This window comes from Streptosporangium sp. NPDC000563 (assembly GCF_040299985.1).
Lineage (GTDB): Bacteria > Actinomycetota > Actinomycetes > Streptosporangiales > Streptosporangiaceae > Streptosporangium.
In genome coordinates this window covers 137,596-161,321 of record NZ_JBEPDA010000018.1, presented here as the reverse complement: position 1 = coordinate 161,321, position 23,726 = coordinate 137,596, and the positions used below count along the sequence as shown (strand labels likewise).

23 protein-coding genes are annotated in these 23,726 nt (G+C 70.7%); 9 read left to right on the top strand and 14 right to left on the bottom strand.

Going from position 1 to position 23,726, the window contains the following annotated elements; genetic code table 11:
• Positions 1 to 212 precede the first annotated feature (212 nt).
• The gene (locus ABT352_RS30630; RefSeq protein WP_350948441.1) at positions 213 to 740 is read left to right on the top strand and encodes an ATP-binding protein; all 528 of its coding nucleotides are present in this window, start codon (positions 213 to 215) and stop codon (positions 738 to 740) included.
• Here the strand turns inward: ABT352_RS30630 and ABT352_RS30625 are convergent.
• The 3 genes from ABT352_RS30625 to ABT352_RS30615 are packed head-to-tail and all read right to left on the bottom strand — an operon-like array spanning position 627 to position 3,335.
• Entirely contained in the window at positions 627 to 2,069 is a 1,443-nt protein-coding gene (locus tag ABT352_RS30625; RefSeq protein WP_350948440.1) for a WS/DGAT/MGAT family O-acyltransferase, read from the bottom strand. The genes ABT352_RS30630 and ABT352_RS30625 overlap by 114 nt on opposite strands.
• 4 nt (positions 2,070 to 2,073) lie before the next feature.
• Entirely contained in the window at positions 2,074 to 2,235 is a 162-nt protein-coding gene (locus ABT352_RS30620) for a hypothetical protein (protein ID WP_350948439.1), read from the bottom strand.
• A gap of 29 nt (positions 2,236 to 2,264) precedes the next feature.
• A complete protein-coding gene (locus tag ABT352_RS30615) occupies positions 2,265 to 3,335 on the bottom strand; it encodes a PucR family transcriptional regulator (RefSeq protein ID WP_350948438.1) in 1,071 nt (356 codons plus the stop codon).
• A 162-nt stretch (positions 3,336 to 3,497) separates the two neighbouring features.
• Between ABT352_RS30615 and ABT352_RS30610 the strand changes: the two genes are divergently transcribed.
• A complete protein-coding gene (locus tag ABT352_RS30610; RefSeq protein WP_350948437.1) occupies positions 3,498 to 4,805 on the top strand; it encodes a glycine hydroxymethyltransferase in 1,308 nt (435 codons plus the stop codon).
• 196 nt (positions 4,806 to 5,001) lie between these two features.
• Here the strand turns inward: ABT352_RS30610 and ABT352_RS30605 are convergent, their stop codons facing one another.
• Positions 5,002 to 6,099: an NADH:flavin oxidoreductase/NADH oxidase gene (locus ABT352_RS30605; RefSeq protein WP_350948436.1), complete on the bottom strand. Its 1,098-nt coding sequence runs from the start codon at positions 6,097 to 6,099 to the stop codon at positions 5,002 to 5,004.
• 134 nt (positions 6,100 to 6,233) lie between these two features.
• On the opposite strand from ABT352_RS30605, the gene ABT352_RS30600 reads away from it, so the two are divergent.
• A complete protein-coding gene (locus ABT352_RS30600; RefSeq protein ID WP_350948435.1) occupies positions 6,234 to 6,590 on the top strand; it encodes an ArsR/SmtB family transcription factor in 357 nt (118 codons plus the stop codon).
• Between the two features lie 182 nt (positions 6,591 to 6,772).
• Positions 6,773 to 6,991, top strand: coding sequence for a DUF2277 domain-containing protein (locus ABT352_RS30595; protein WP_350948434.1), 219 nt, complete (start codon positions 6,773 to 6,775; stop codon positions 6,989 to 6,991).
• On the opposite strand, the gene ABT352_RS30590 is transcribed toward ABT352_RS30595, so the two are convergent.
• The 3 genes from ABT352_RS30590 to ABT352_RS30580 form a co-directional block, all read right to left on the bottom strand.
• On the bottom strand, positions 6,963 to 7,898 hold the full coding sequence (locus ABT352_RS30590; RefSeq protein ID WP_350948433.1) for an HTD2 family dehydratase: 936 nt from the start codon (positions 7,896 to 7,898) through the stop codon (positions 6,963 to 6,965). The genes ABT352_RS30595 and ABT352_RS30590 overlap by 29 nt on opposite strands.
• A 121-nt stretch (positions 7,899 to 8,019) precedes the next feature.
• Complete coding sequence (locus ABT352_RS30585; protein ID WP_350948432.1) at positions 8,020 to 8,850, bottom strand: HpcH/HpaI aldolase/citrate lyase family protein; 831 nt, start codon at positions 8,848 to 8,850, stop codon at positions 8,020 to 8,022.
• Positions 8,847 to 10,004: an acyl-CoA dehydrogenase family protein gene (locus ABT352_RS30580; protein WP_350948431.1), complete on the bottom strand. Its 1,158-nt coding sequence runs from the start codon at positions 10,002 to 10,004 to the stop codon at positions 8,847 to 8,849. The genes ABT352_RS30585 and ABT352_RS30580 overlap by 4 nt, the downstream gene beginning before the upstream one ends.
• Positions 10,005 to 10,151: 147 nt before the next feature.
• Between ABT352_RS30580 and ABT352_RS30575 the strand changes: the two genes are divergently transcribed.
• Positions 10,152 to 11,090 (top strand): LysR family transcriptional regulator, encoded by a 939-nt coding sequence (locus ABT352_RS30575; protein ID WP_350948430.1) that lies wholly within the window; start codon positions 10,152 to 10,154, stop codon positions 11,088 to 11,090.
• Between the two features lie 144 nt (positions 11,091 to 11,234).
• Here ABT352_RS30575 and ABT352_RS30570 read toward each other — a convergent pair whose 3' ends face one another.
• The 5 genes from ABT352_RS30570 to ABT352_RS30550 all read right to left on the bottom strand — a co-directional run bounded on the left by ABT352_RS30570 (position 11,235) and on the right by ABT352_RS30550 (position 18,509).
• A complete protein-coding gene (locus ABT352_RS30570; protein ID WP_350948429.1) occupies positions 11,235 to 11,405 on the bottom strand; it encodes a hypothetical protein in 171 nt (56 codons plus the stop codon).
• Positions 11,406 to 11,551: 146 nt separating this feature from the next.
• On the bottom strand, positions 11,552 to 13,549 hold the full coding sequence (locus tag ABT352_RS30565; RefSeq protein WP_350948428.1) for a Xaa-Pro dipeptidyl-peptidase: 1,998 nt from the start codon (positions 13,547 to 13,549) through the stop codon (positions 11,552 to 11,554).
• A 101-nt stretch (positions 13,550 to 13,650) separates the two neighbouring features.
• Complete coding sequence (locus ABT352_RS30560; RefSeq protein WP_350948427.1) at positions 13,651 to 14,670, bottom strand: glycoside hydrolase family 6 protein; 1,020 nt, start codon at positions 14,668 to 14,670, stop codon at positions 13,651 to 13,653.
• 90 nt (positions 14,671 to 14,760) lie between these two features.
• Positions 14,761 to 16,779 (bottom strand): radical copper oxidase GlxA, encoded by a 2,019-nt coding sequence (gene glxA, locus ABT352_RS30555; RefSeq protein WP_350948426.1) that lies wholly within the window; start codon positions 16,777 to 16,779, stop codon positions 14,761 to 14,763.
• Positions 16,776 to 18,509 (bottom strand): glycosyltransferase family 2 protein, encoded by a 1,734-nt coding sequence (locus tag ABT352_RS30550; protein WP_350948425.1) that lies wholly within the window; start codon positions 18,507 to 18,509, stop codon positions 16,776 to 16,778. Before ABT352_RS30550 ends, glxA begins: the two co-directional genes overlap by 4 nt.
• A 233-nt stretch (positions 18,510 to 18,742) precedes the next feature.
• On the opposite strand from ABT352_RS30550, the gene ABT352_RS30545 reads away from it, so the two are divergent.
• From ABT352_RS30545 to ABT352_RS30535, 3 genes are all read left to right on the top strand, one after another.
• Entirely contained in the window at positions 18,743 to 19,489 is a 747-nt protein-coding gene (locus ABT352_RS30545) for a pirin family protein (protein WP_350948423.1), read from the top strand.
• Positions 19,490 to 19,645: 156 nt separating this feature from the next.
• The gene (locus ABT352_RS30540) at positions 19,646 to 20,302 is read left to right on the top strand and encodes a pyridoxamine 5'-phosphate oxidase family protein (protein WP_350948422.1); all 657 of its coding nucleotides are present in this window, start codon (positions 19,646 to 19,648) and stop codon (positions 20,300 to 20,302) included.
• Between the two features lie 114 nt (positions 20,303 to 20,416).
• On the top strand, positions 20,417 to 21,067 hold the full coding sequence (locus tag ABT352_RS30535; RefSeq protein ID WP_350948421.1) for a nucleotidyltransferase domain-containing protein: 651 nt from the start codon (positions 20,417 to 20,419) through the stop codon (positions 21,065 to 21,067).
• Between the two features lie 88 nt (positions 21,068 to 21,155).
• Here the strand turns inward: ABT352_RS30535 and ABT352_RS30530 are convergent, their stop codons facing one another.
• Positions 21,156 to 22,337: an MBL fold metallo-hydrolase gene (locus ABT352_RS30530; protein WP_350948420.1), complete on the bottom strand. Its 1,182-nt coding sequence runs from the start codon at positions 22,335 to 22,337 to the stop codon at positions 21,156 to 21,158.
• Between the two features lie 272 nt (positions 22,338 to 22,609).
• Positions 22,610 to 22,912, bottom strand: a complete 303-nt coding sequence (locus tag ABT352_RS30525) for a thiamine-binding protein (RefSeq protein ID WP_502992906.1) — start codon at positions 22,910 to 22,912, stop codon at positions 22,610 to 22,612.
• A gap of 120 nt (positions 22,913 to 23,032) precedes the next feature.
• Between ABT352_RS30525 and ABT352_RS30520 the strand changes: the two genes are divergently transcribed.
• Complete coding sequence (locus ABT352_RS30520; RefSeq protein ID WP_502992905.1) at positions 23,033 to 23,725, top strand: endonuclease V; 693 nt, start codon at positions 23,033 to 23,035, stop codon at positions 23,723 to 23,725.
• Position 23,726: the final 1 nt, after the last annotated feature.

Sequence of the window (23,726 nt, the reverse complement as noted above, 5' to 3'; positions counted from 1 at the left end):
CCCCGCCCCGCGGGCGTTCCACGCCCGGCTCCGGACCGCGTCGTCGCGAACCCCGAACCGGAGGGAATCTCCCCGGTTACATGCCACGGAAGAAATGTTTTGCCGTTTTCTGCCGCATCCCAGGGACACGATCACCCATCCCCGATTAGGACGGTTTCCCCAGGGCAAGGCTTCTACGTCGGCTGTGAATCGGCGATGAGAAGGGGGGGACCGTGGAGGCCACCATCGCGCTGCGTCTACCGCGTGACGCTGCGAGTGTTCCCGTGATCAGACAGCTTCTCGACTCCTCGCTGCAGGCCCTGGGGGTGGTGACCCAGATTCGCGAGGACATCCAGCTCATGCTCTCCGAGGCGTGCTCCAACGTCATCCAGCACGCCATCCCCAGCGACGACTACATGGTCAGCACCGAGCTGACCAGGGGCCGGTGCGTGATCAAGGTGGTGGACGCCGGCAACGGCTTCGACTTCTCCGAGACCTCCTCCCCCGCCCCCACCTCCGAGCACGGCCGCGGGCTGCTGATCATGCAGGCCCTCGCCGATGACATCCGGTTCGTCAAGAGGCAGGAGCGGGGCTCGATCGTCTGCCTGGAGAAGATTCTGCGCTTCACCGAGGACGCTCCCGGGCTGTCACTGCTCCTCAACGAGGAACTTGAGCTCCAGCAGGGTGTCCCTGAGATAGTCGGTAACGGTCCACACGTCGGGAACCATCTCCCGGCAGGCGATCACGCCGACGTCAAGTGAGCCGTCGTAGGAGAAGACCGTGATGTTGATGCCGCCGCTGGCGTCGGTCACGACGGAGACGGGATGGTACGCCAGAAGCCTGGCGCCGCTCACGTAGAGGGGGATCTGCGGGCCGGGCACGTTGGAGATCACCACGTTGATGGGGCCCGCGCTGCCGGCGAACAGGTTGAAGGCGGCGCGGGAGGCGAGCCCGGTCAGCGCGGAGGGCATCATGTCGCTGAGTTCCTGAAGCCAGCGCGCCGGGGCGAGCGACGAGCGGTCCTTGATCAGCCGCATCGCGTCACGCACCGCCAGCAGCCGTTCGACCGGGTCGGCGACCTGTGTCGCCAAGGTGGTGATCATGATGCTGACCTGGTTTCCCGCGCTCTGGTCACCGGGCAGGCGGAGCGAGAACGGCACCCCCGCGACCAGGGGCTGCTCGGGCAGCGCGTCGTGCTTGAGCAGCCACTGGCGCAGCGCCCCGGCGCACAGGGCCATCACCACGTCGTTCACCGTGACACCGAAGGCGTTCTTGACCAGTTTGACGTCCTCCAGCGGCAGGGTGGTGTAGGCGAACCGCCGATGCGCGCTGATCCTGCCGCTGAAAGGGGTGCGGGGAACGGTCATACGGGGCATGGCAGGCACCTCGGCGGCCCCGGATCCGGACAGGCGGGTGGCGAGGTCCCTGGTGATCCGTGAGACCAGCCCCGCCCCGGGTGCCTGGGAGATCAGCGGGATCTCGTCGAGGTGCGGGACGGCGTTGACCAGGAACCGTATCGCGTTGGCCGGGTTGACGGCGACCTTGGCCAGACCCCTGACGACCATCTCCCCCCTGTCGATCTCCTCCTCGGGCTCGCCCGGGGGCGCCAGCTCGACCTCCGCGGGCTCGGGTGAGGTGTCCAGCAGCCCGGCCAGCACGTCGGCGCCGGTGACGCCGTCGACCGCCGAATGGTGGACCTTCATGTAGAGGGCCGTACGGTCCCCGTGCAGGCCGTGGATGAGATACATCTCCCACAGCGGGCGACGCCGATCCAGGCGCCGGGCGTGCAGCCTGGCCACCTGCTCGCCCAGTTGCATGTCACTGCCCGGTTTGGGCAGCGCGATCTCGCGCACGTGGTAGTCGAGGTCGATTCTGGAGTCCTCGGTCCAGTAGGGGTGGTCCAGGCCGAACGGGACGAAGGCGAGCCGCATGCGGAAGGGCGCGGCCAGGTGGAGCCGGCGGGCCAGCAGCGACACCAGGTCACCGCGGGTCAGGCCTCCCGACAGGATCGCGAGTCCCCCGATGTTCGCGACGTTCGTCGAGGTCTCGAAATTCAGGAACTGCGTATCCACCGCGCTGAGCTGCCGCACCGTCTTACCTCCGCCGGGATGTCGTTCTCCCATCCTGCTCCCGTGAAGTCGCCAGAGCCAACGCGGCCAGCGCGAGGAGGACCACAACGGACACGAGAATTAACGACAGCGGAATGAGCACGAGCACGACGACGATGGCCATGATCTCGCTGATCAACTGCAACACCGGAAAGCTGTGCCCGGATTACCCGGCCGCTACACCGCATTCCAGCGACCGAGCTTCAGCGCGAGATGAAGTTCTAACCTGTGGGTTCCGTTCTTGAGGTTGCGGTCGGCCAGGTGCTCGATTCTGGTGAGGCGGTAATAGAGGCTGGTGCGGTGCAGGTGGAGCAGCCTCGCGGTCTCCTGGGCGTCTCCTCCGCTGTCCAGATAGGTCTCCAGGGTGGTGAGGAGCGCCGGGTGCTCGCGCAGCGCGTCGAGCGGGCCGCCGGCCGACCCGTGCGGGCCCGCGACCGGGTCGGCGAGCAACCGGTAGACGCCCAGGTCCGGCCAGCGGGCGACCGGCCGCAGCGCGGGTTCGGCCGCGGCGGCCCTGGCCGCGGTGAGCGCCTCCTCGTGCGCCCGTACGGCCGATTCCAGCCCGGGGTGCGGTGCGCTGAGCCCGGCGCCCGCGCGGGTCCTGGTGGCGAGCCGCTCCCCCAGTGCCACCGCGTCCTCGCCGCGGTTCAGCAGCAGTACGGCGTGGCGGTCCAGGATCGTGAAGGCCGGCGGGCGGCGCACCCTGGCGAGCTCCGCGCCGACCGCCTCGCGCAGGCCGTCCGGGTCGCCCCGCAGCGCCAGGACGCGCAGCGGCCCCTCACCGAGCACACCGGCCGCACGCCGCACGCCGATCTCACCGGTGAGCAGCTGGCTCAGGATGTGGGAGCTGCCGCCGTCGTCGAGCAGGGCGGCGATCGCGGCGGCGTCGCGCACGGCCCTTTCGCGCTCCTGCGGGTTGAGCGGGCCGGGGCCCTCGATGATCCACAGGTAGCCGACGCGGCGGTCCTGGTGGAGCAGAGGGACACAGAGCCTCGCCGCCATCCCCAAGTCAGGATTTTTCGGGATCCGTACCGGCTCGCGGGTCGTGGTCACCCCGTGCGCCTCCTGCCAGGCCCCCACCTCGGCGGGAACCGAGCGCGAGAGGATGGCCTGTGCCCTGACCGGATCGACCTCCCCGTGATGGGCACTGTGCGCGACGACCCGGCCCTCCAGGTCGTCCACGGACATCCCCCGGCCCACGGCCACGGCGAGCGACTCCAGCAGATCCTGAACATCATCCGCTATCACGGTCCAATCCTACAGATGTAGGAAGTATCTCCGGCGCCGGAACGATGACTCGACCTGGCGTGGGCCGTAGCGTCGCACTTACTCATTTCGGGGGACCCGCCTCGTGGGAGCCGGGGAACCCGCCTCGTGAGAGTCGTTCGATCGCCCGGTGAAAGGAACCTCGTGGAGGAGCGCAGCCGCGTCGCCCCGTGGGCGCCGCCACGGGCACAGTTGCGCCTGGCCGAGCTTGAGGCCGAGGTGGGCGGACTGGGGTTCGACGCGGTGTCCCGGCTGGTCGACGCGGTACTGGCCGAGCACCGCGGCCGCCTCGACGAGGACGGCGTGGTGCTGTACGCGGGCACCAACACGATGAGCGAGCGCGCCAGGGCCGCGCACGAGATCTCCCTGGGGTGCCGCCCTTCGATGGGCTGGCCGGGCGAGAAGTTCCAGACCGGCCTGGAGGAGCTGGACGTGCTGGAGGTCCTCGCCCCGCTCCAGGTCGCGGCGTTGATGGGCGGTGAGTTCGCCGAGGTGCGCCTGCAGAGCGCCACGCTGGCCAACCTCGCCTGCTACAGCGCGTTCGCCGGCCCCGGCGACACGATCGCGGTGCTCCCGGAGACCGCCGGGGGTCACGCCAGCCACCACGCCCAGGGCGCCGCCGGAATCCGGGGCCTGCGGGTCGCCGACCTGCCCTACGACGCCGAACGGCTCGACGTCGACCACGTGGCCCTGCCGGCGTTCCTGCGCGCGCACCGGCCCGCGCTGGTGGTGGTCGGCGCGAACCTGATGCTGTTCCCGTACGACGTCGCGAGGTTACGGGCGGCCTGCGACGAGGTGGGGGCCCTGCTGGTCTACGACGCCTCGCACGTGGCGGGGCTCATCGCGGGCGGCCGGTTCCAGCGTCCGCTGGACGAGGGCGCGCACCTGGTGACCATGTCCACCTACATGTCCTTCGGCGGCCCGCCGGGCGCGGCCGTGGTGACCCGCGACGAGGATCTCGCCCGCCAGGTGTCGGCGGCCGCCTATCCCGGCCTGACCGCCAACTACGACGCCTCACGCCTTGCGCCGCTGGTCCTCGCCTCCGCCGAGCACGCCGCGGGCGGTTCCGCGTACGCCGACCGCTGCCTCGCCAACGCCGGGGCACTGGCCGCGGCACTGGACGGCGAGGGCTTCACCGTGGCCGCCGCCCATCGGGGCTGGACCGTCTCGCACCACGTGGCGGTGGACGCCGTCGCGTTCGGCGGCGGGGACGAGGCCGCCAGGCTGCTGGCCGAGGGCGGCGTCTATCTCAGCGGCGTCCGCCTGCCGGGGCAGTCTTCCGGTGAGCCCGCGCGGGGCCTGCGGATCGGCACCCAGGAGGTGACCCGCCGCGGCTTCCGCCCGGAGACGATGGGTGAGGTCGCGGTCCTGATGCGCCGCCTGCTCCTCGACGGTCACGCTCCCGCCGCGGTCCACCGGGACGCGGTCGCCCTGCGCCGCACCACCCCATGATCCCGGACCGGCCCGCTCGACCCCCGGGGGTTCGCCCCCTGGCGGGCCGGTCCGTTCATCGCCACTCCCCCTGACAGACGGACCGGCCCGCGCCCCCCTGGCGGGCCGCTCCGTCTTCCCCCCAGCGCGTCCCCTCACCGGACGGGTCACCTCCCCGTCCGGTGGGGGGACGCGCCGGGTGACGGCCGCGGCGGAGTCAGACCGCGCGGTGATACTGGTCGGGCCAGCGGGCGGCGGAGCCGAGCTCGCAGGCGGCGAGGTTCGGCCAGTACGGGGTGCGGAGCAGTTCCCTGCCGAGCAGGACCGCGTCGGCCTGACCGGAGGCGATGATCTCCTCGGCCTGCCGGGGCCTGGTGATCTCACCGACCGCGCCCACCCGCAGGTCGGTCTCGGCCTTCACCCTGGCCGCGTACGGGACCTGGTAGCCGGGCCCGGTGGGGATGCGCACCCCGGCGACGTTGCCGCCGGTCGAGGTGTCGAGCAGGTCGACGCCGTGGGCCAGCAGGTCCTTGGCGAAGCGGACGGTGTCGTCGGCGCCCCAGCCCTCGCGGTCGTCCGCGGGGTTCTCCGCCAGCCAGTCGGTGGCCGAGACGCGGAAGAAGAGGGGGAGCTCGTCGGGCCAGACCTCGCGCACCGCGTCGACGACCCGGAGCGCGAAGCGGGTGCGGTTCTCGTACGAGCCGCCGTACGCGTCGGTGCGGTGGTTGCTGACGGGCGACAGGAACTGGGCGATCAGGTAGCCGTGCGCGCCGTGGATCTCGGCCACCTGGAAGCCCGCGGCCAGCGCCCTGCGCGCCGCGGCGGCGAAGTCGCCCACGATCCTGTCGATGTCGTCGGCGTCCAGCTCCGTGGGAGTGGGGTGACGTTCGTCGAAGGGGATCGGGCTCGGCCCGACCGGCTGCCAGCCGTGCTCGCCGGGTCCGGTGGGCGCGCCGCCTTGCCAGGGGCTGCGGGTGGAGGCCTTGCGTCCCGCGTGCGCGAGCTGGATGCCGGGCACGGCACCGTGCTCCCGCAGGAAACGGGCGACACGGGTGAACGCCTGCTGCTGGCGGTCGTTCCAGAGTCCGAGGTCGGCCGGGCTGATGCGGCCCTCCGGCGCCACCGCGGTGGCCTCGGTCAGGATGAGCCCGGCACCGCCCACCGCGCGGGCGGCGAGGTGGGACAGGTGCCAGTCGGTCGGCACCCCCTGCTCCGGCCCCTCGACCGCCGCGGAGTACTGGCACATCGGAGCCATCCAGATCCGGTTGGGAATGGTGAGGGACCTCAGGGTCAGGGGCTCGAACAGGGCGCTCACGGTCGTACTCCTTCTGGAGAGGGTCTTTGGGGCGGCGCCCCGGCTTGACGCTAATACGATAATCTACGTACTACGACAGATGTCAAACTACGACTGCTCTCGTACAATCGAGCCACCCAAGGGAGGGAATCACCGTGTCGACCTCGTCCGTCAGGGCTCTGGAACACCCCGCGCGCGAGGACATCCGTCTGGAGGGCGTGCTGCACGCGCTGTCCGACCCGATGCGCCTTCAGATCGTGCGTTTCCTGTGGCAACTGGGCGAGGACGGGGAGGCCCCCTGCTCGGCGATCGATCTGGCGATCACCAAGTCGACCACCACCCACCACTTCCGGGTGCTGCGCGAGGCCGGGGTGATCAACCAGGTCTATCGGGGCACGGCCAAGATGAACGCGCTGCGCCGACGTGACCTCGACGTGCTCTTTCCCGGGCTTCTCGGCGCCATCCAGAGTGCCGACGCGATCCAGCGCGAGCGCGACGGCCACGACGGCTGACCGTCGTCGCGCGGCGACCGGCCCCGGCGTGATCCGGCCTCGGACCGCACGGTTCCGGCCGCCGATCCGGAGTCGAGCCGAGCGGCTCGGGCACGATCCGGTGGGTCAGGACGCCCCCCGTCGGCCGGTTCCGGCGGGGCCTGCCGGATCTGTAGGGTCGCGAGACGCAGTACGGTCCTGTCATGTGCCGGAGCATCAAGACCCTTCGTGAGCCCTACGCCAGCGACGTGACCGACGACGACGTGCGAGCCGCCGCGCTCCAGTACGTCCGCAAGGTGTCGGGCTTCCGCTCCCCGTCGACGCGCAACGCGGAGGCCTTCGAGCGGGCCGTCGAGGCGGTGGCCGCCGCGACCCAGACCCTGCTCGACGACCTCAGGCTGAGGCACGTCTCCCGGGACTGACCGCGGACGAGCGGACCTGTCCCTTCGCCGTGATCCGGCCGCCGAGGTCGCGGACGGAGACCTCGTGGCCGGAACCGGTCACGACGCCCCGTGCCACCAGGCCCTGGTGGTCGAACAACGGCGCCACCAGGCGGTAGTCGATCGCCGTGGCGAGCACGCCCTTTCCTCGCACGCACTCCGCCATGGCCAGTGCCTGCAGCGGACCGTGGGTCACCAGCCCCGGGTAGCCTTCGACGTCGCGGGCGTAGTCACGGTCGTAGTGGATGCGGTGCGCGTTGTAGGTCAACGCCGAGAACCGGAACAGCAGCACCGGGTCCACGGGCAGCGGCCACTCGTCCTCTTCGACCGCCACCGGTGTGAACGTGCCCGCTTCGGCACGCGAGCCGGTGGCGACGGCGTCGCGATAGACGTCGCGATAGACGATGTCCTGTTCCTCGACGACCTTGACCTCGTCACCCTGGCGTACGGTGTGGCGCACGACGACGAAGGTCAGCGGCCCCGTGCGTCCTTCCTTCTCGGTCAGTGACACGACCTCGGTGCGTCGCGTCGCAGCGCGCCCCACGACGAGCGGGCCGAACAGCCTGACCCGGCCGCCGGCCGCCATCCGGCGCCGTCCCGGCGCGGGTGGCGCGGGGATCACACCGCGGACCGGATGACCGTCGGCTCCAAGGTCGACCTGGCGCGGCCGCTCCAGCAGGTAGACCCAGTGCCACAACAGGGGCAGCCCCTCGCTCTCCAGATCCGGCAGGTCGACGCCGAGGAGCCGGGCGAGCGCGACGGCGGGCTCCGGCTGGAGCGCCTCGGTGCGCTCGACGACCTCCGCCTCGGTGCCCTCCGCCTCGACGACCTCCGTCTCGGTGCCCTCCGCCTCGGTGCCCTCCGTCTCGGTGTCCCCTGCCTCGGTCATTCGGCGGCCTCCTCGTGTCGCGGGCCGTGATCGGCCCGGATGCCCTCGTTGTGCCCGCCCGGATGTGGCACGATCCCCGTCACCGGCTCCCGGCCGGCGGCGGACGCGTGCGGCGTCTCTCTCACGCCCCCGGTCCGGCCGTCGTCCGGTGGCCGGCCCGCGCCATTATCCGGCGGGCTCGCTCCAGGACCGGCCTGTCGACCATCTGGCCGTTGCTGGTGAAAACCTCGCCCCCGGGCGCCTCGGCGAGCACCGCCCTCGCCCACTCCAGATCCACGTGGTCGGGAGCGAAGGCCGCGTTGACGGGTTCGACCTGAGCGGGGTGGACGCACAGCTTTCCCCCGAAGCCGAGCCCCCTGGCGCGGGCCGCGGCCGTCCTGACCGCGGCGGTATCCCGGAGTTCGACGGTGACGCCGTCGATCGGGGCCGGCAGGGACGCCGCGCGGGAGGCCACGACGAGTGCGCAACGGGCGAACAGCAGGGCCTCGTCGGTATGCTCGGCGCCGATGTCGAGCGCGAAGTCGATCGATCCGAACGCCAGCGCGGTCACCGCGGGGAAGGCGGCGATGACTCCCGCCTCCTGAACTCCCAGCGCGCTCTCCACCAGCGCGACGATCCCGGCCTCGGCCGGCAGCCATCGGGCGACCCTGCGCAGGACGGCCGGTCCTTCCGTCTTGGGCACCATCACTCCGCGCAACCCCCGGCAGGAGGCCAGCGCCGCGAGATCGGCCTCGTGCCACCGGGTGTTCGCCGCGTTGACACGCACCCAGGCCGTCGCACCGCCGGCCAGCCAGGCCGCGACCTCGTCGCGAGCGGACTCCTTGTCCTCGGGGGCGACCGCGTCCTCAAGGTCGACGACGACCTCGCCGGCACCGGCGCGGGCGGCCTTGTCGAACCGATCCGGCCGGCTGCCGGGGACGAACAGCCAGGACGCCGCGACCGGGGCCGTCACGGCCGCACCCGGTGGCGCCGGACCAGCTCCCGCGCGATCACGTTGCGCTGGATCTCGTTGGTGCCCTCACCGATGATCATCAGTGGGGCGTCACGGAAGTACCGTTCGACGTCGAACTCGGTCGAGTAGCCGTATCCGCCGTGGATGCGCACAGCGTCCAGAGCGATCTTCATCGCCGTCTCCGAGGCGAACAGTTTCGCCATGCCCGCCTCCAGGTCGGCTCGCTCACCCGAGTCGTAGCGGCGCGCGGCGTACTGGACGAGCTGGCGGGCGGCCGTCAGCTGGGTCGCCATGTCCGCGAGGTAGTTGCCGATCGACTGGTGCCTCCAGATCGGCTGCCCGAAGCTCTCACGCTCCTGGCTGTAGCGCAGGGCGTCCTCCAACGCCGCGGCGCCGACACCGACCGCTCGCGCGGCCACCTGGATGCGCCCGATCTCCAGGCCGCGCATCATCTGCGCGAAGCCGTGGCCCTCCGCGTCGCCGAGCAGCGCGGAGCGGGGCACGTGGAAGTCGTCGAAGGACAGCTCGCAGCTCTCGACCCCCTTGTAGCCGAGCTTCGGAAGGTCGCGTGACACCTCGAAGCCGGGCCCCTTCTCGACCAGCAGGATGCTGATGCCGCGGTGCGCGGGGGAGGCCGTGGGGTCGGTGAGACACAGCAGGGCGATCAGCTGGGACCGCCGCGCGTTCGTGATCCACGTCTTGGACCCGTTGAGCACGTACTCGTCGCCCTGCCTGCGTGCCACGGTGCGCATGGCCTGCAGGTCGGACCCTCCGCCGGGCTCGGTGAGCGCCATCGTCGCCCGGATCTCGCCGACGGCCATCTTCGGCAGGTAGTGGTCCTTCTGCTCCCGGGTTCCGTAGGCGAGGAGCAGCTTCGCGACCACGCTGTGCCCGCCCATCGCGCCGGCCAGGCTCATCCAACCGCGCGCGAGCTCCTCGGTCACCGCGGCGTAGCAGCGCGCGGAGACGCCGGCGTCGTTCCACGGCTCGGGGATCGCGAGGCCGTAGATGCCCATCCGCTTCATCTGCTCGATGAGCGCCTCGGGATAGGTGTCGGTGTGCTCCAGTTCCCGCACGACGGGTTTGACCTCGTGGTCGACCCATTCCCGCACCAGGGCGACGATCGCCGCTTCATCCGCGCTGAGTTCGCACATGGGAAGCCCTCCCGGGCGTGATGGTCAGGAACGGGGACACACGGTGCGCTTGGCCGCCAGGCCATCTTATTTTGCGATGTCACATCCTGTGAAATGCTGATATGTGATGACCTCACTCGTTTCGCGCATGACCACGTAAAGGACCCGATGGACCTCAAGCAGCTCACGGCGCTCGTCACCGTCAGCGATGTCGGCAGTGTCACCAAGGCGGCTCGCCTGCTCCGCGTCGTGCAGCCCGCGGTCAGCCGGCACATCCGCTCGCTTGAGGAGGAGATCGGCGTCCGGCTCTTCGAGCGCACCAGCCAGGGCATGACGCTCACTCCCGCAGGTGAGATCCTGACCGAGCGCGCGCGCCGGGCGCTCCTCGAACTGGAGCGGGCACGGGCCGAGATCCGGCCCGATCGCGGGCAGGTCCAGGGGATCGTCACGATCGGGCTGCTGGAGAGCACCGTCGAGATCCTCGCGGCTCCTCTGATGGAGTCGGTCGCACGGCGGCACCCGGGCATCGATCTGCGCCTGCTCAGCGCCTTCTCCGGCCACCTGCAGCAGTGGCTGGACGACGGCGCCGTGGACATGACCCTGCTGTACAACCTCGCGTCGACACCGTCGATCTCCGTCACACCGCTGCTGCACGAGTCGCTGTGGGCGGTCGCGCCGCCCGGCGCGGCTCTCGGCGACGTCGGCTCGCTGACCTGGGACCACGTGACGAGACAGCCACTCGTACTGCCCGTGGCCGGGCACGGACTGCGGACCCTCATCGACGAGGCGCTCGGCACCGCCGGCGTCGAGCCCACGGTGGCGTGCCAGACCAACTCGATGCTGCTGCAGAAGAAGCTGGTGTCGTCGGGAACCGGCTGGAGCGTCCTGCCCGCCGCGGGCGTCGCCGAGGACGTGGCGACCGGGCGGCTGAGCGGCGGCCCGCTGACCGATCCCGAGGTGTCCCGCACCGTTGTGCTCGCTCTGCAGCGGGGCGGCCGGATACCGGCCGCCGTCGAGGTCGTCGCGACCGAGGTCTTCCGGGTGACGCGCCGGTTGGTCGAGAACGGGGCGTGGCCGACGGCGCGTGCCGTCGAACGGCGGGACTGACATCGGCCCGCGTGGTCACGGTGGTCTCGGTGAGCCCGCGCCCGCCTCGCGACCGGCCGGAGGGTCCGCCGTCGAGCGCGGTGAGGACCGGCGGGGGACGCGCACCCGCGCCACGACCCGCCCTCGGCCGGGGACGGGCCGAGGTCAGTCGCGTGCGTTCGAGGAGTGGAAGAGCCGGCTCGCGAACACGACCGCCACCCCCACCAGTCCGATGATCAGAGCCCACTTGAGGAGCGTGAGGAGGAAGCCCAGCACCGAGCCCAGCAGGAGGAAGCCGATCACCACGGCCGCCACGATCAGAAGAATTCGTCCCATGCACCCCACGCTAGGCCCCTGCCCGGCCCGGCGGCAGGCCTGGGCCCCGATCTCAGGGACAAGCCGGGGTTTCCCCTCATGCCCGTCCCCTCGCCCGGGTGCCGCAGGCCACGCGAAGGGTCCGCGTTCCCTGACCGGGCCGGGGATCAGCGGAGGGCGGCGCTCCCGCCGACGAGCGGGAGGACGACCGAGCTGGATCCGGGCTCGACCGAGACGCCGGTCCCCGGGGGCAGGCGCAGGGTGAAGTCACGGTCGGTGGACAGGAGCACGACGCCGATCCGGTGGCCGGCCTTGACGACGTAGTCGTTCGGCTGCAGGTCGAAGCGGAAGTCGTAGAAGTGCCCCTCGCGCAGAAGCTCGGACTTCGAGGCGGAGTGGCGGTTGCGGACGTCGAGCCAGCCCCTTGTGATGATCTTGTAGGGGGCGGTCACCGTGATGTGCTCGGCCAGCCGGGAGCAGCCGGTGTCGCCGGGCACGCCCTGGCCGTAGCAGACCTGGGTGTCGCCGTAGACGACGCCGCCGTACGCGCGGGTGTCGGTGCCGTAGTCGACGAGCAGCGCCGTCAGGTACGGCGAGCGCCCGCCATTGAAGGCGGCGCGCACCGAGACCTCCGGGGTGCCCGACAGGCGCGCGTCGCGGGCCAGGGTGCCCGAGACGTAGGCCAGCCGGTTGGGATCCGTGGCCTCGGCGTTCTCGGCGAGCTGCTCGGCGGTACGGGCGCTCTGGTCGACGAACGTCTCGACGGTGCGGCGGTCCCGGGGGCGGTCGGCGCTCAGGGTGCCGTTACGGCCGTCCTTGCCGGCGGCGAGGTGGAGCCGCACGTCGCGGGTGCCGGGCAGCGGCCACGAGGCGTGCTGTGCCCACTGTCCCGGGCCCGACTCCACGTCGGCCTGCGGCTCGTCCATGATGCCGTTGCGCAGGCCGTACAGGTGGAAGTCGAACCAGCGGTGGAGCTGGCGCAGCCACTCGGCGTTGCGTCCGGCGAAGGAGAACGGGTTGAAGTGCGCGCCCTGGTGGAGCCAGATCTTGCGGGGCACGTTCCGCTTGGCGAGGGCGTCCCACCACTGGACGGCCTGCTTGGTCTTGACGTTCCAGTCGTTGAGTCCGTGCACCAGGAAGACCGCGGCGCGGACCTTGCGCACGTCGTTGAGGTAGTTGCGCCGGTCCCAGAAACCGGAGTAGTCGCCGGTGACCCGGTCCTGGTCCTGCTCGATGCGGTCCATCAGCGCGCCACAGGTCTGCGTGGCGTTCTCGCGGGTCAGCACGTAGCGGGCGAGCACGTCGGCGTCCTCGCCCTGGTAGCCGCCGGGGGCGAGCACCCCGCCGTTGGCTCGGTAGTAGTCGTACCAGGAGGAGATGGCCGCGATCGGCACGATCGCCTTGAGCCCCTTGACCCCGGTCGCGGCGACGGCGTTGGGCAGCGTGCCGTTGTAGGAGACGCCGATCATGCCGACGTTCCCGGTGGACCAGTCGGCCCTGATCTCGTTCCCTGCCGCGTCGAACCCCCGGGCGCGGCCGTTGAGCCAGTCGATCGCGGCCTTGGGGCCCGCGGTCTCGTTGTCCAGGCCGGTCGTGGGGCAGCCGGTCGCCCGTCCCGAGCCGAGGTTCTCCACCAGCGCGATCGCGTAGCCGCGCGGCACGAAGTAGTTGTCGTAGTAACCGCGGAAGGGCGGCGCGACCGCGCGGTTCACGTCGAGGCCGTCGATGCCGAACATCTCGTCGCGCAGGTCCTGGAACTTGTTGCGCCGGTACTCCATGCCCGCGGGGTCGGAGCCGTCCAGGTCGACGACGTGGTTGGGCACGTCGTTGCCGCCCGCGTAGTAGGGGCTCGCCTCCATGATGACCGGGACCTTCAGCCCCGAGGCGGTCTCCTTGGGGCGCATGATGTCGACGGCGACCCGGTCCGGGCGGCCGTCGGCGTCGCTGTCGACCCCGGCGACCTCGACGAACACGGTCTCGGTGAGCGCGTCGGCGCGCGAGTAGACCGGCTTGGTCTCGCCGTCCTGGATCGGGGAGGCCGCGGATCGCGCGGCGGCGGCGGGCAACGCGTCGGTAGGCAGCACGCCGGCGGGTAGCACGGCGGGCAGTACGCCGCTTGGCAGGGTGACCGCCAGCGCGACGATGGCCGTTTTCCATCTGTTCATCGAGGAAAGCTCCCAGAGGGTCGCTGAAAAACTGACAACTCCGGTCAATCTCCTGCGAAGCAATCTTGACCTGCAAGATCGAAGATATAACGAATAAGCGGCTATCTCGCGTTACGCGCGAGTTCCAGCGCGTATTCGGGGAACCAGTCGCCGGCGCGGGGCTCCCCCCGGTGGCACTCGCCGTCCGACTCGCCGGGCCGCTTGATCCACAGGAAGGCGTCCACCCGCTCGTGGCCGGTCTCGGTGGTCGGTTCCGCGCCGAGCGCGCGGCCCTTGGGGTTGCACCACGCGTCGTCGCCCTGCGCGTCGCGGACGGGACCGTTGCCGTTGCGGGAGGTGTCGATGACGTAGCGGGCCCCGTCGACCGCGTCCGAGAGCCGTCCCGCGACGGCGACGCTCTCCTCGACGGTGAAGAAGTTGCTGACGTTGAAGGCGAAGCCGTCCGCCTGGGGCACCCCCGCCCTGCGCATGGGTTCGGCCCACTCGCCGGGGTTCTTGATCCAGCCGGCGTTCCCCGCGTCGAGGTAGACCTTGGCCGCGGGCTGTTTCTTCAGCGTCTCCACCGCGCCGCGCAGCAGGTCGAGGCGCTCGCCCGCCTGACCGCCCTGGGTGCAGTTGTCCAGGATGTGGGCGAGCGCGTCGGGTTCGACGACGACCAGCGCGGGCCGGTCGCCGATGCCCTCGGCGAACCGGCCGATCCAGGAGCGGTACTCCTCCGCGTCGGAGGCGCCGCCCGCGGAGAACTGGCCGCAGTCGCGGTTGGGGATGTGGTACGCCACCAGGACGGGGATCCGGCCCGCCTGCCGGGCCTTGGTGGTGATGGCGGCGACCCTGTCCTTCGGGTCCTGGTCACCGATCCAGATCGCGTTGGGCCGGTCGGCGATCTTACGGATCAGCCCGGCCTCCTCGGTCCTGCCCTCGCCCTCAAGCCTGCGGACCTCCTGGGCCGCGGCGCCGTCGGGGTCGACGTAGAACCCGCCCGCGGGGCCCGAGGGAGTGCCCCCGGAGGTGGCGTTCCCTGAGGCCGCGTTCCCGGAGGTGGTGGGCGGCGCGGGATCGCCGGTGCAGGCCCCCGTCGCGAGAGCGAGAGCCAGCGCGGCCGCGAGGCCGTACCTGTTCATCGAATACCTCCGGCGTGGGGCCCCCGGGCCGACCCCGGGGAACAGAAGTGGGAGGGCGCCGTACACCACCGGAGGGCTGCGGGGATCATGTCAGCCCTCTCCTCGGATGTGGACCCAGCGGGCCGGGGACGGCGTTCCCCGTTCGGTGACTCCGAACAGCATGTACCACCCTGGGGGCACCAGGGCTGGATTGGAGGGGATCTCGGCGATTATCCCGGTAGGCACCCGGGTGAACTCCAACTTGATCGAGCGTTGCTCCACATCGGTGACGTGGGTGACGGCGCTCGGGCGCATCAGCCGCACCTGGTGGATGCGTGCGGCGTCGGAAGTCTGGAAACCGGCCCTGCGCCCCAGGAACACGCTCTCGCGCCCGCCGGTGAACACCGGCGCCTTCTCGCCGTTGTGCAGGTAGGTCGGTGTGTAGATCTCGATGCGCTGGTCGAAGGTGCCGGGCAGGGAGCCCGCCTTGTCGCCGAAGAGCGGGTCGGAGCCCATGCCGAGCACCCGTCCGTCGGGCAGCAGGAGCCCTTCGGCGTGGTAGTTGCGGCCGACGGCGGGCGCCGCGGCCTCGTGGAAGCTGTTGCTCTCCGGGCGGTAGACCTCCGCGCGCAGGACGTCACTGGCGCCGCGTCCCCGGTAGTCGCTGGAGCCGTTGAAGGAGAGCACGCTGTCGTCGGGCAGCAGCACGGCGTTCGGGTAGCGCACCGGGTCGGACAGGTCGGGGCCTCTGACGTAGCGCGGGCTCGCCTCGGTGAGGTCGACGATGGCGGTCCTGGCGGTGGCGTTGGGCAGGCCCGGCTGGCGTTCCCCGACCGGCCCCCCGCCCATCACCATGATCCGCTGGTCCTGCGCGGGCGGCAGCAGCACGGAGGCGCCGGTCTCGTTCAGCTCGGGCTCGGGCAATCCGGGGACGGGGGTGAACGCCTCCATCTCGTCGGGCGCCATGCCTCCGACGCCGCCCGGGGTCTTCACCAGACGGTCGGTGTCGCGGCGGTAGTCCCAGATTCCGGGGGGACGCAACTCGAGCTGGCCGGGGCCGTACCCGGCGCTCATACCGGTGAAGAAGAGGGTGTCGTCCTCCAGCAGGAACAACGCGGGGTAGGTCGGGAAGAACCTCTTGGGGCCGGGCCGCCAGGTCTTGGTCCTGGGGTTGTAGATCTCGTTGTCCCTGGTGACCTCCCCCACGACGTCGAGTCCGGAGACGGTCATGACCCTGCCGTCGGGCAGGTTCGTCATGGTCGGGTACCAGCGCCCCTCGGCCATGTCCTGGACCTTGGTGTAGCGCTCGGTGACGGGGTCGAACTCGTAGGCGTCCCTGATGCCCTGGAAGTCCTGCTTCTCCATCGTCATGCTGCCGCCCATGGCGTACAGGTCGCGCTTCTCCCGGCCCTTGAGTCCCTGGATCTCGTAGTTGACGGAACCGGCCGGCGCGGTGAGCAGGCCGGCCGCGCCCTCGGTGACGGCCTCGGCGAAGACCTTGGTCTCGCTGGGCCGGATCCTCACCTTCCCCGGCACTCCGGTCTCGATCTTCTTCGCGGGCGGCACGCTGATGTGGGCGGTGGTGCGGTAGACCTGACCGCCGGGGGCGGTGAGCAGCGTGCCGGGGTGGAACTGTCTGGGCTTGGCGTCGGGGTTCTCGTTCTTGAAGGTCAGGGCGCCCGCGGCCCGCTTGACCTTGGCCTTCAGCACCTCGAAGCGGCCCGTGCCGCCCGCGATGAGGAGCTTGCCGTCGGGCAGCATCGTGTGTCCCGCGCAGAAGAGGTCGACGGGGGTGTCGATCAGCTTGAACTCGTCGGGCCCGCCCGGCTTCGCAGGGTCCCACAGCACGGTCTTGAAGGTGCCCTTGTCGAAGTTGGCGGCGTTGTTCCCCGATCCGGCGACGATGAGCACCTTGCCGGTGTGCAGCAGCGCGGCGTGGATGGCGTTGACCTTGAACCTCTCGGGGACGTCGAGGAAGGTCCAGTGGCCGTGGGACGCCTTGTAGTCGTCGCGGTTGATGCTGTAGTCGCGCCACTTCTCCGTGGCGAAACCCGCGACGGCGGGCAGGTTGATCGCGAGGACGGCGGTCACCACCGCCACCCCGACCAGGTGCTTGCGCAGGCGGCTCACGACTCGTCACCGACCGGGCGCAGGCCCTCCTTGACCGCCCGCGAACTCCAGGCCCAGGTCACGAGGGGCCCCAGGCAGATGACCAGGGCGAGGATCGCCCACAGCGTCATGACCAGGTGGATGTGGCCGGTCCAGAAGACGGTGAGCAGCAGCCCTCCGCCGAAGATCGCCGCCCACCACAGGTGGATACGGAACGTGGCGATCTGGTCGGGGCTGGCCGAGTCGCCCTTGGGGGTGACCACGAACTTGCTGGGCCTGCGCAGCGCGGCGCCGATCAGCGAGGTGACGTAGATGGGCGCCGACAGCGCCGACATGACCATCCCCGCCACCCCGGAGGAGCCCTCCGGCTCGTGCGGGCTGACGTTGTGGCGCCGGTTCCAGGTGTAGAGCATGACCTGCAGCAGCGCCGCGTCGCCGTACAGCATGAGCCACATGTCCATCGGCACGGTCACGCCGGAGCCGCCGACGGCCATGAACAGGGTGGCGCTGAGCCCGGCGAGCAGCCAGTTGAGCGCGGACATCGGATAGAAGGTCACCATCAGGGAGTAGTTGAAGAACCGGCCGGGCGAGAGCTTCGGCGCGGCCTTCCAGAACTGGGTGAGCAGCGTCTCGTAGGTTCCCCGGCTCCAGCGCAGCTGCTGGGTGAAGAAGTCGGTCCACGAGGACGGCCCCTCCCCCACGGCCAGCACGTCGGGGGTGTAGACCGACATCCAGCGCTGCCCGGTCTGCGGGTCACGGGAGCGGTGGAACTCGATGCCGGTGGCCATGTCCTCGGTGATCGAGTCGTACAGGCCGCCGATCTGCTTGAGCGCGCGGATGCGCACCGCGTTGTTGGTGCCGACGAACATCGGCGCGCCGTACAGGTTGCCCGCCCGCTGGATCAGCGAGTGGAACAGGAACTGCTGGCTCTCGGCGGCCTTGGTGACCCCGGCGTCGTAGTTGCCGTAGACCTGGGGACCGACGACGAAGGCCACCCTCGGGTCACGGAAGTAGCCGAGCATGCGCTCGCAGAACTCCGGGAGCGGTACGTGGTCGGTGTCGACCGAGACGAAGAAGTCGTAGTCGTCGCCGTGCGCGTCCAGCCAGCTGTTGTAGTTGCCGTGCTTGGTCTTGGCTCGGAACGTTCCCTTGGGCTGGTTCCACTCGGGCACGCCCTTGCGGGTGAAGTGGCGGGCGCCCAGCCAGTCACAGAGTTCGCGGATGTCGGGGTCGTCGCCCTCGTCCAGCAGCCAGACGTCGAGCACGCCGTCGTGGCGGATCTTCAGCGCGGCGGCCAGGGTCTCCCTGACCATCTCCAACGGCTCCTTGCCGGGTACGCAGGTGGTGATGAAGGCCACCCGGGTGCCGGGTTCCGGCGCGACCGGGACCGGATCCCTCGCCGCCAGCATGGCGTGCACGTTGGAGACCACGCTGACCAGCCGGAAGACCTCGATGAAGGCGATCGCGACGAGCATGATCCGGTCGGCCACCGGCAGGTACCACGGGATCGTGCCATAGGGGTCGGGACGGACGGTCCAGTGGTCGGGCAGCAGCAGCCAGACCATCAGGGTGAACTCCACGAGAAGGGCCGCGACCATCAGCAACACCGCCCGCACCCGGTGCGGCTCGGTGGCCAGCAGGGAGCGGTAGCTCACGCGGTAGGGCACCCCGGGTTCCGGCTCGGTCACGGGCCCGGCGAGCCTGCTGAACCTTCCGTAGTCGTAGTCGGCGGTTTTCGCGGGAGCACTCATCGATCCGGCGACCTCGGAGGACACGAAAGCAGGCCAAACACGGTGTTCCCCCAGGTAGATCGCGTAGGCCGCTCCCCGTCAAAGTAGGGTCACCCGCGGCCCGCGTGGTGATAAATCGTCACACATCATATTCGGATCGGTAAGCAAGATCTGCCCGACCCGGAGATGTGCGGAACATTTCACGCGGCTCTCTAGTTTAAGTTTCAACAAACGGGATGAGAGGACCACCAGACATGAACGTCGACATCCGCAGGTCCGACGAGCGCTACGCCACCAAGATCCCGTGGCTGGACTCGAAGCACTCCTTCTCCTTCGGCCGCCACCAGGACCTTTCCAACACCCACCACGGTGTGCTGCTCGTCAACAACGACGACATCGTCAAGCCGGGCACCGGCTTCGACACCCACCCCCACCGGGACATGGAGATCGTCACCTGGGTGATGCGCGGATCCCTCGTCCACCAGGACTCCGAGGGCCACTCCGGGGTGATCTATCCGGGACTGGCCCAGCGGATGAGCGCGGGGACGGGCATCCTCCACTCGGAGAAGAACGACTCGTGGCGGCTCCAGGGCGAGCAGCACACCGACCCGGTGCACTTCGTCCAGATGTGGGTGGTTCCCGACGAGGGTGGACTCGCCCCCGGGTACGAGCAGCTGGAGATCGACTCCGAACTGCTCGGCGGCACCCTGGTCCCGGTCGCGTCCGGCATGGCCAGAGACGAGGGCCGCAGCGCCATCCGGATCAACAACAGGTACGCCGCGCTGCACGTGGCCAGGCTCCAGCCGGGCCAGAGCGTGCAACTGCCCGAGGCGCCGTTCCTGCACCTGTTCGTCCCGCGCGGCACCGTCGACCTGGAGGGGGCCGGGCACCTCGCCGAGGGCGACGCCGTCCGCTTCACCGCCACCGGCGGCCAGCGCGTCACCGCGACCGACCCGGCCGAGATCCTGGTCTGGGAGATGCACGCCGCCCTCGCCGCCTGACCGCGAGATCCGGCCCGCCACCGGGCGGCCGGGGACTTCGGCGGGATCCGTCCCGCCGAGCCCTGGATCGAAGGTCGCTCCCCGCGCCCACCGGCAGGACCGGAGACGCCCCAGGGAGCATTGAGCCATGATTACCGACAAGGCTAGCCTTACCTCATGACTTCCCTCGACACCGGTGCGACCGGCGAGACCGGCCAGATCGTCACGGTCACCTCAGAAGAAGAGCTGCGCCGGATCACCGGGGAGGCCACGGACGTCGTCCTGCGCAAGGACATCGGCCACCTCGACGAACACGCCCGCGACTTCATCGCCGCCTCGCCGTTCGTCCTGCTCGCGACCTCGGCCCCCGACGGCACCTGTGACGTCTCCCCGCGCGGCGAGGAGCCGGGCGGCGTCCTCGTCCTCGACGACCACACGCTGGTGATCCCCGACCGGCCCGGCAACCGCCGGGTCGACAGCCTGCGCAACATCGTCGCCAACCCGAACGTCGGCCTGCTGTTCGTGGTGCCCGGCACCGAGGAGACCCTGCGCGTCAACGGGCGGGCACAGGTGGTCAGCCAGGCCCCGTACATGGAGCGCCTGCGGGTGAAGGGCAGGCTCCCCACGCTGGCGGTGAGCGTCGAGGTGCGCGAGTGCTTCTTCCACTGCTCCAAGGCCTTCCGGCGCTCGGCGCTCTGGCAGCCGGAGCGGTGGCCGGAGCGCGAGTCGCTGCCCACACTCGGCCGGATCCTCAAGGACCAGCTGAACCTGGAGTGGTCGGCCAAGCTGATCGACGACGACCTGAAGGCCGACGCCCGCGAGAACCTGTACTGACGGTGAGGGTGTCGGCGAACGTCTCCCGGTGAGGTCCCGCCCGGCCGCCTTCCTCCCCGTCCCGCGGGCGAAAACCTGTACCCGAGCCGGGAGCGGCACTGACAGGCTGTGCGGATGGATGAACGGTACGTCCCGGATCACCTGGTCTTGTCGGTGGTGGTCGGCTCGCGAGCGTACGGGCTGGAGACCGAGGAGTCGGACATCGACCGGCGCGGAGTCTTCGTGGCGCCGACCCGGCTGTTCTGGCGGCTGGCCAAGCCGCCCACGCACGTCGAAGGACCGCTGCCCGAGCAGTTCTCGTGGGAGGTCGAGCGGTTCTGCGCTCTCGCGCTGGAGGCCAACCCGACGATCCTGGAGTGCCTGTGGTCGCCGATGGTCGAGCGCATCACCCCGGCGGGCGAGGAACTGCTCGCCATCCGGGACGCCTTCCTGTCCGAACGCGCCAACCGGACCTTCGTGGGATACGCCGACGCCCAGTTCCGCCGCCTGGACCCCGGGCGTCCCAGGTGGAAGCAGGCGATGCACATGATCCGCCTGCTGCTCAGCGGCCTGCACCTGGCCCGCCACGGCGAGCCGCTGGTGCGGATGGACGCCCACCGCGACCGGCTGCTCGCCGTACGCAGGGGAGAGCTCCCCTGGCAGGAGGTCGAACGCTGGCGCTCCGAGCTGACGGCGAGATTTCGCGGCGGTGGCGTGCTGCCCGCCGAACCCGACCGGCGGCGCGTGGAGGACTACCTCGCGCGCACCAGGCAGGCCGCGCTGTGACGGGTCGTCCCGCCCTGGCGACCGGCCGAGACCCCCGCCGCCCTCTCCGTGGTCGGAGGGCTCACCCGGGTGGCTCCTTCCCGAAGGATCAGAGCCTGGGGTCGGAGCCTCGGGGAGGGGAGTTCGGCACCCGGCCGGGCGTGCGGGACGTCTCGGCGCCGTACGACACCTCCCACCAGCTCTCCAGCATGGGCACCTCGGTGGTGTCGACGCGCTCGCCCGGGCGGGGAACGGTGATGCGGACGTCGCGGGCCTTGGCCTCGCGCCACAGGCGGTCGACCGGCTCGGCCCACGGGTGCGTGGCGAGGGCGAAGGTCGCCCAGTGGACCGGCAGGAGCAGCCCGCCGCCCAGGTCGAGGTGGGCGTTGACCGCCTCCTCGGGATCCATGTGGATGTCGGGCCAGGCGGCGTTGTAGGCGCCGATCGGCATGAGCGTGAGGTCGAACGGGCCGTGCGCGGCGCCGATCCTCGCGTAGCCGTCGAAGTATCCGGAGTCGCCCGCGTAGAAGACCTTCTTCTCTCCGGCCGCGATCACCCAGGAGCCCCACAGGGTGACGTTCCGGTTGAGGGTGCGGCCGGAGAAGTGGCGGGCGGCGGTGGCGACGAACCGCAGGCCCGCGACGTCCGCCTCCTCCTCCCAGTCGAGCTCGATGATCCGTGAGGCGGGCACGCCCCACCGCTCCAGATGCGCGCCGATGCCCAGCGGCACCAGAAACGGGGCGGCCTGCAGCGCGGTGAGCCCGCGGACCGTCGCGCGGTCGAGGTGGTCGTAGTGGTCGTGCGAGATGACGATCGCGTCGAGCGGCGGAAGGCCCGCCAGCGGTCCGGGCACCGGGTGCAGACGGCGCGGGCCGACCAGCTGGGAGGGCGAGGCGCGCCTGCTCCACACCGGGTCGACGAGCACGCGGCGCCCCTCGATCTCCAGCAGCGCGGTGGCGTGGCCGTACCAGATGACGCTCAGCCCCGCCGGGGACGGCCCGCCCAGCGGGGAGGTCACCACGGGGACCGGTACGGCCGGGCGGCGCTCCTCGCGGTTGCGCACCATGTTCCGGACGACCTCTCGGGTGCTCTGCGCGGAGGGGACGAATCCTCCGGGCATGGAGTTACGGAAGACGCCGTCGTGGAACTGCGGCGAGCGGCGCATCCGCTCCAGCCGCTCCCCCTCGGCCCTGCCGCCGAGCTCCGCGGGGATGTCCTTCAGCGCCCACCCGGCGGCGGCCAGCGCCAGCCCGCCCGCGAGGAGACGCCCGATCGATCTGCTGCCCGCCATGCGGTTTCACGCTCCTGAAGTCGCCCGTGCCTCAAGAACGATCTCGACTCCGCGGGCATTCCCCTTACGCTCCGGGCGAGCCCGGCCCTCGCGGAATCCGGGAACACGCGGGCGGGAGAGACCGTCCGAGGCACGAAACAGCACCTGACGGCACCCGCGACGGCGTCCACGTCTCCGGCCGCGAAAGGCGTCACGATCTCTTCGAGGAGCGGGCACGCGCCGACCGGCGCGTGGCATCACGAGGTGGACCACCGTCCTCGGGCGCCGGGGCGTTACGGGGCGAGATGCCGTTCGACGGTGGCGACCTTGGTCTCCAGGCGGCCGCCCTGCCCCTCGCGGATGTCCGCCTTGAGGACGAGGCTGACCCGTCCGGCGCGGGCCTCGACCGCCGCGACGGCGTCCCGCACCACGGTCATGACCTCGTCCCACGTCTCGCCCTCGACCGTGGTGAACATGGCGTCGGTCCTGTTGGGCAGGCCGGAGGCCCGGACGACGCGCACCGCCTCGGAGACGAGTTCGCCGACATCCTCCCCCACCCCGATGGGGGTCACGCTGAACGCCACGAGCACCGACATGGACAGTCCCTTCCCCGAATTCCCGCGGTGACGTCACCGGTCACCGAAGAACCCGATGAACAGTACCGAAATATGACGTCATACTATAAAAGTAGCGATCATGGAGTCATGAAGGTACAAATGCCGCGCACTGTCACGGAGGCCGAGGCCATCCAGGACGAGCTCAGGGCACTGCTCGACCTGGCCGGTCCCGGACCCCGCCGGCCCGCGAGGATCGCGGGAGTGGACGTCGCCTACGACAGGGACCGGCTCGCGGCGGCGGTGACCGTCCTGGACGGAACGACACTGGAGATCGTCGAAGAGGTCGCCGTCACCGGCAAGGTGACCTTCGACTACGTCCCCGGACTGCTCGCCTTCCGCGAGGTCCCCGCGCTGCTGGACGCCCTCGCACGGCTGTCCGCACCCCCCGACCTGGTCGTCTGCGACGGATACGGCCTGGCGCACCCGCGCCGCTTCGGTCTCGCCTGCCACCTCGGGGTGCTCACCGGACTGCCCTCGATCGGAGTCGGCAAGACCGCCTTCGTCGGCACCTACCCCGAACCCGCGCCCGAGCGGGGCGCGTGGAGCGACCTGACGCTGGACGGCGACGTCGTCGGCCGCGTGCTGCGCACCCGGGACGGGGTCAAACCCGTCTTCGTCTCCACCGGTCACCGCGTCGACCTCGACACCGCCTGCCACAACGTGCTGAACCTGACGCCCCGCTACCGCCTCCCCGAGACCACCCGCGCCGCCGACCGCCTCTCGCGACGGACCCTCGCCGAGAAGTGTCGTACGGACCTGGTTGGATCCGCTCAGCACAACAAGATGGGATAAA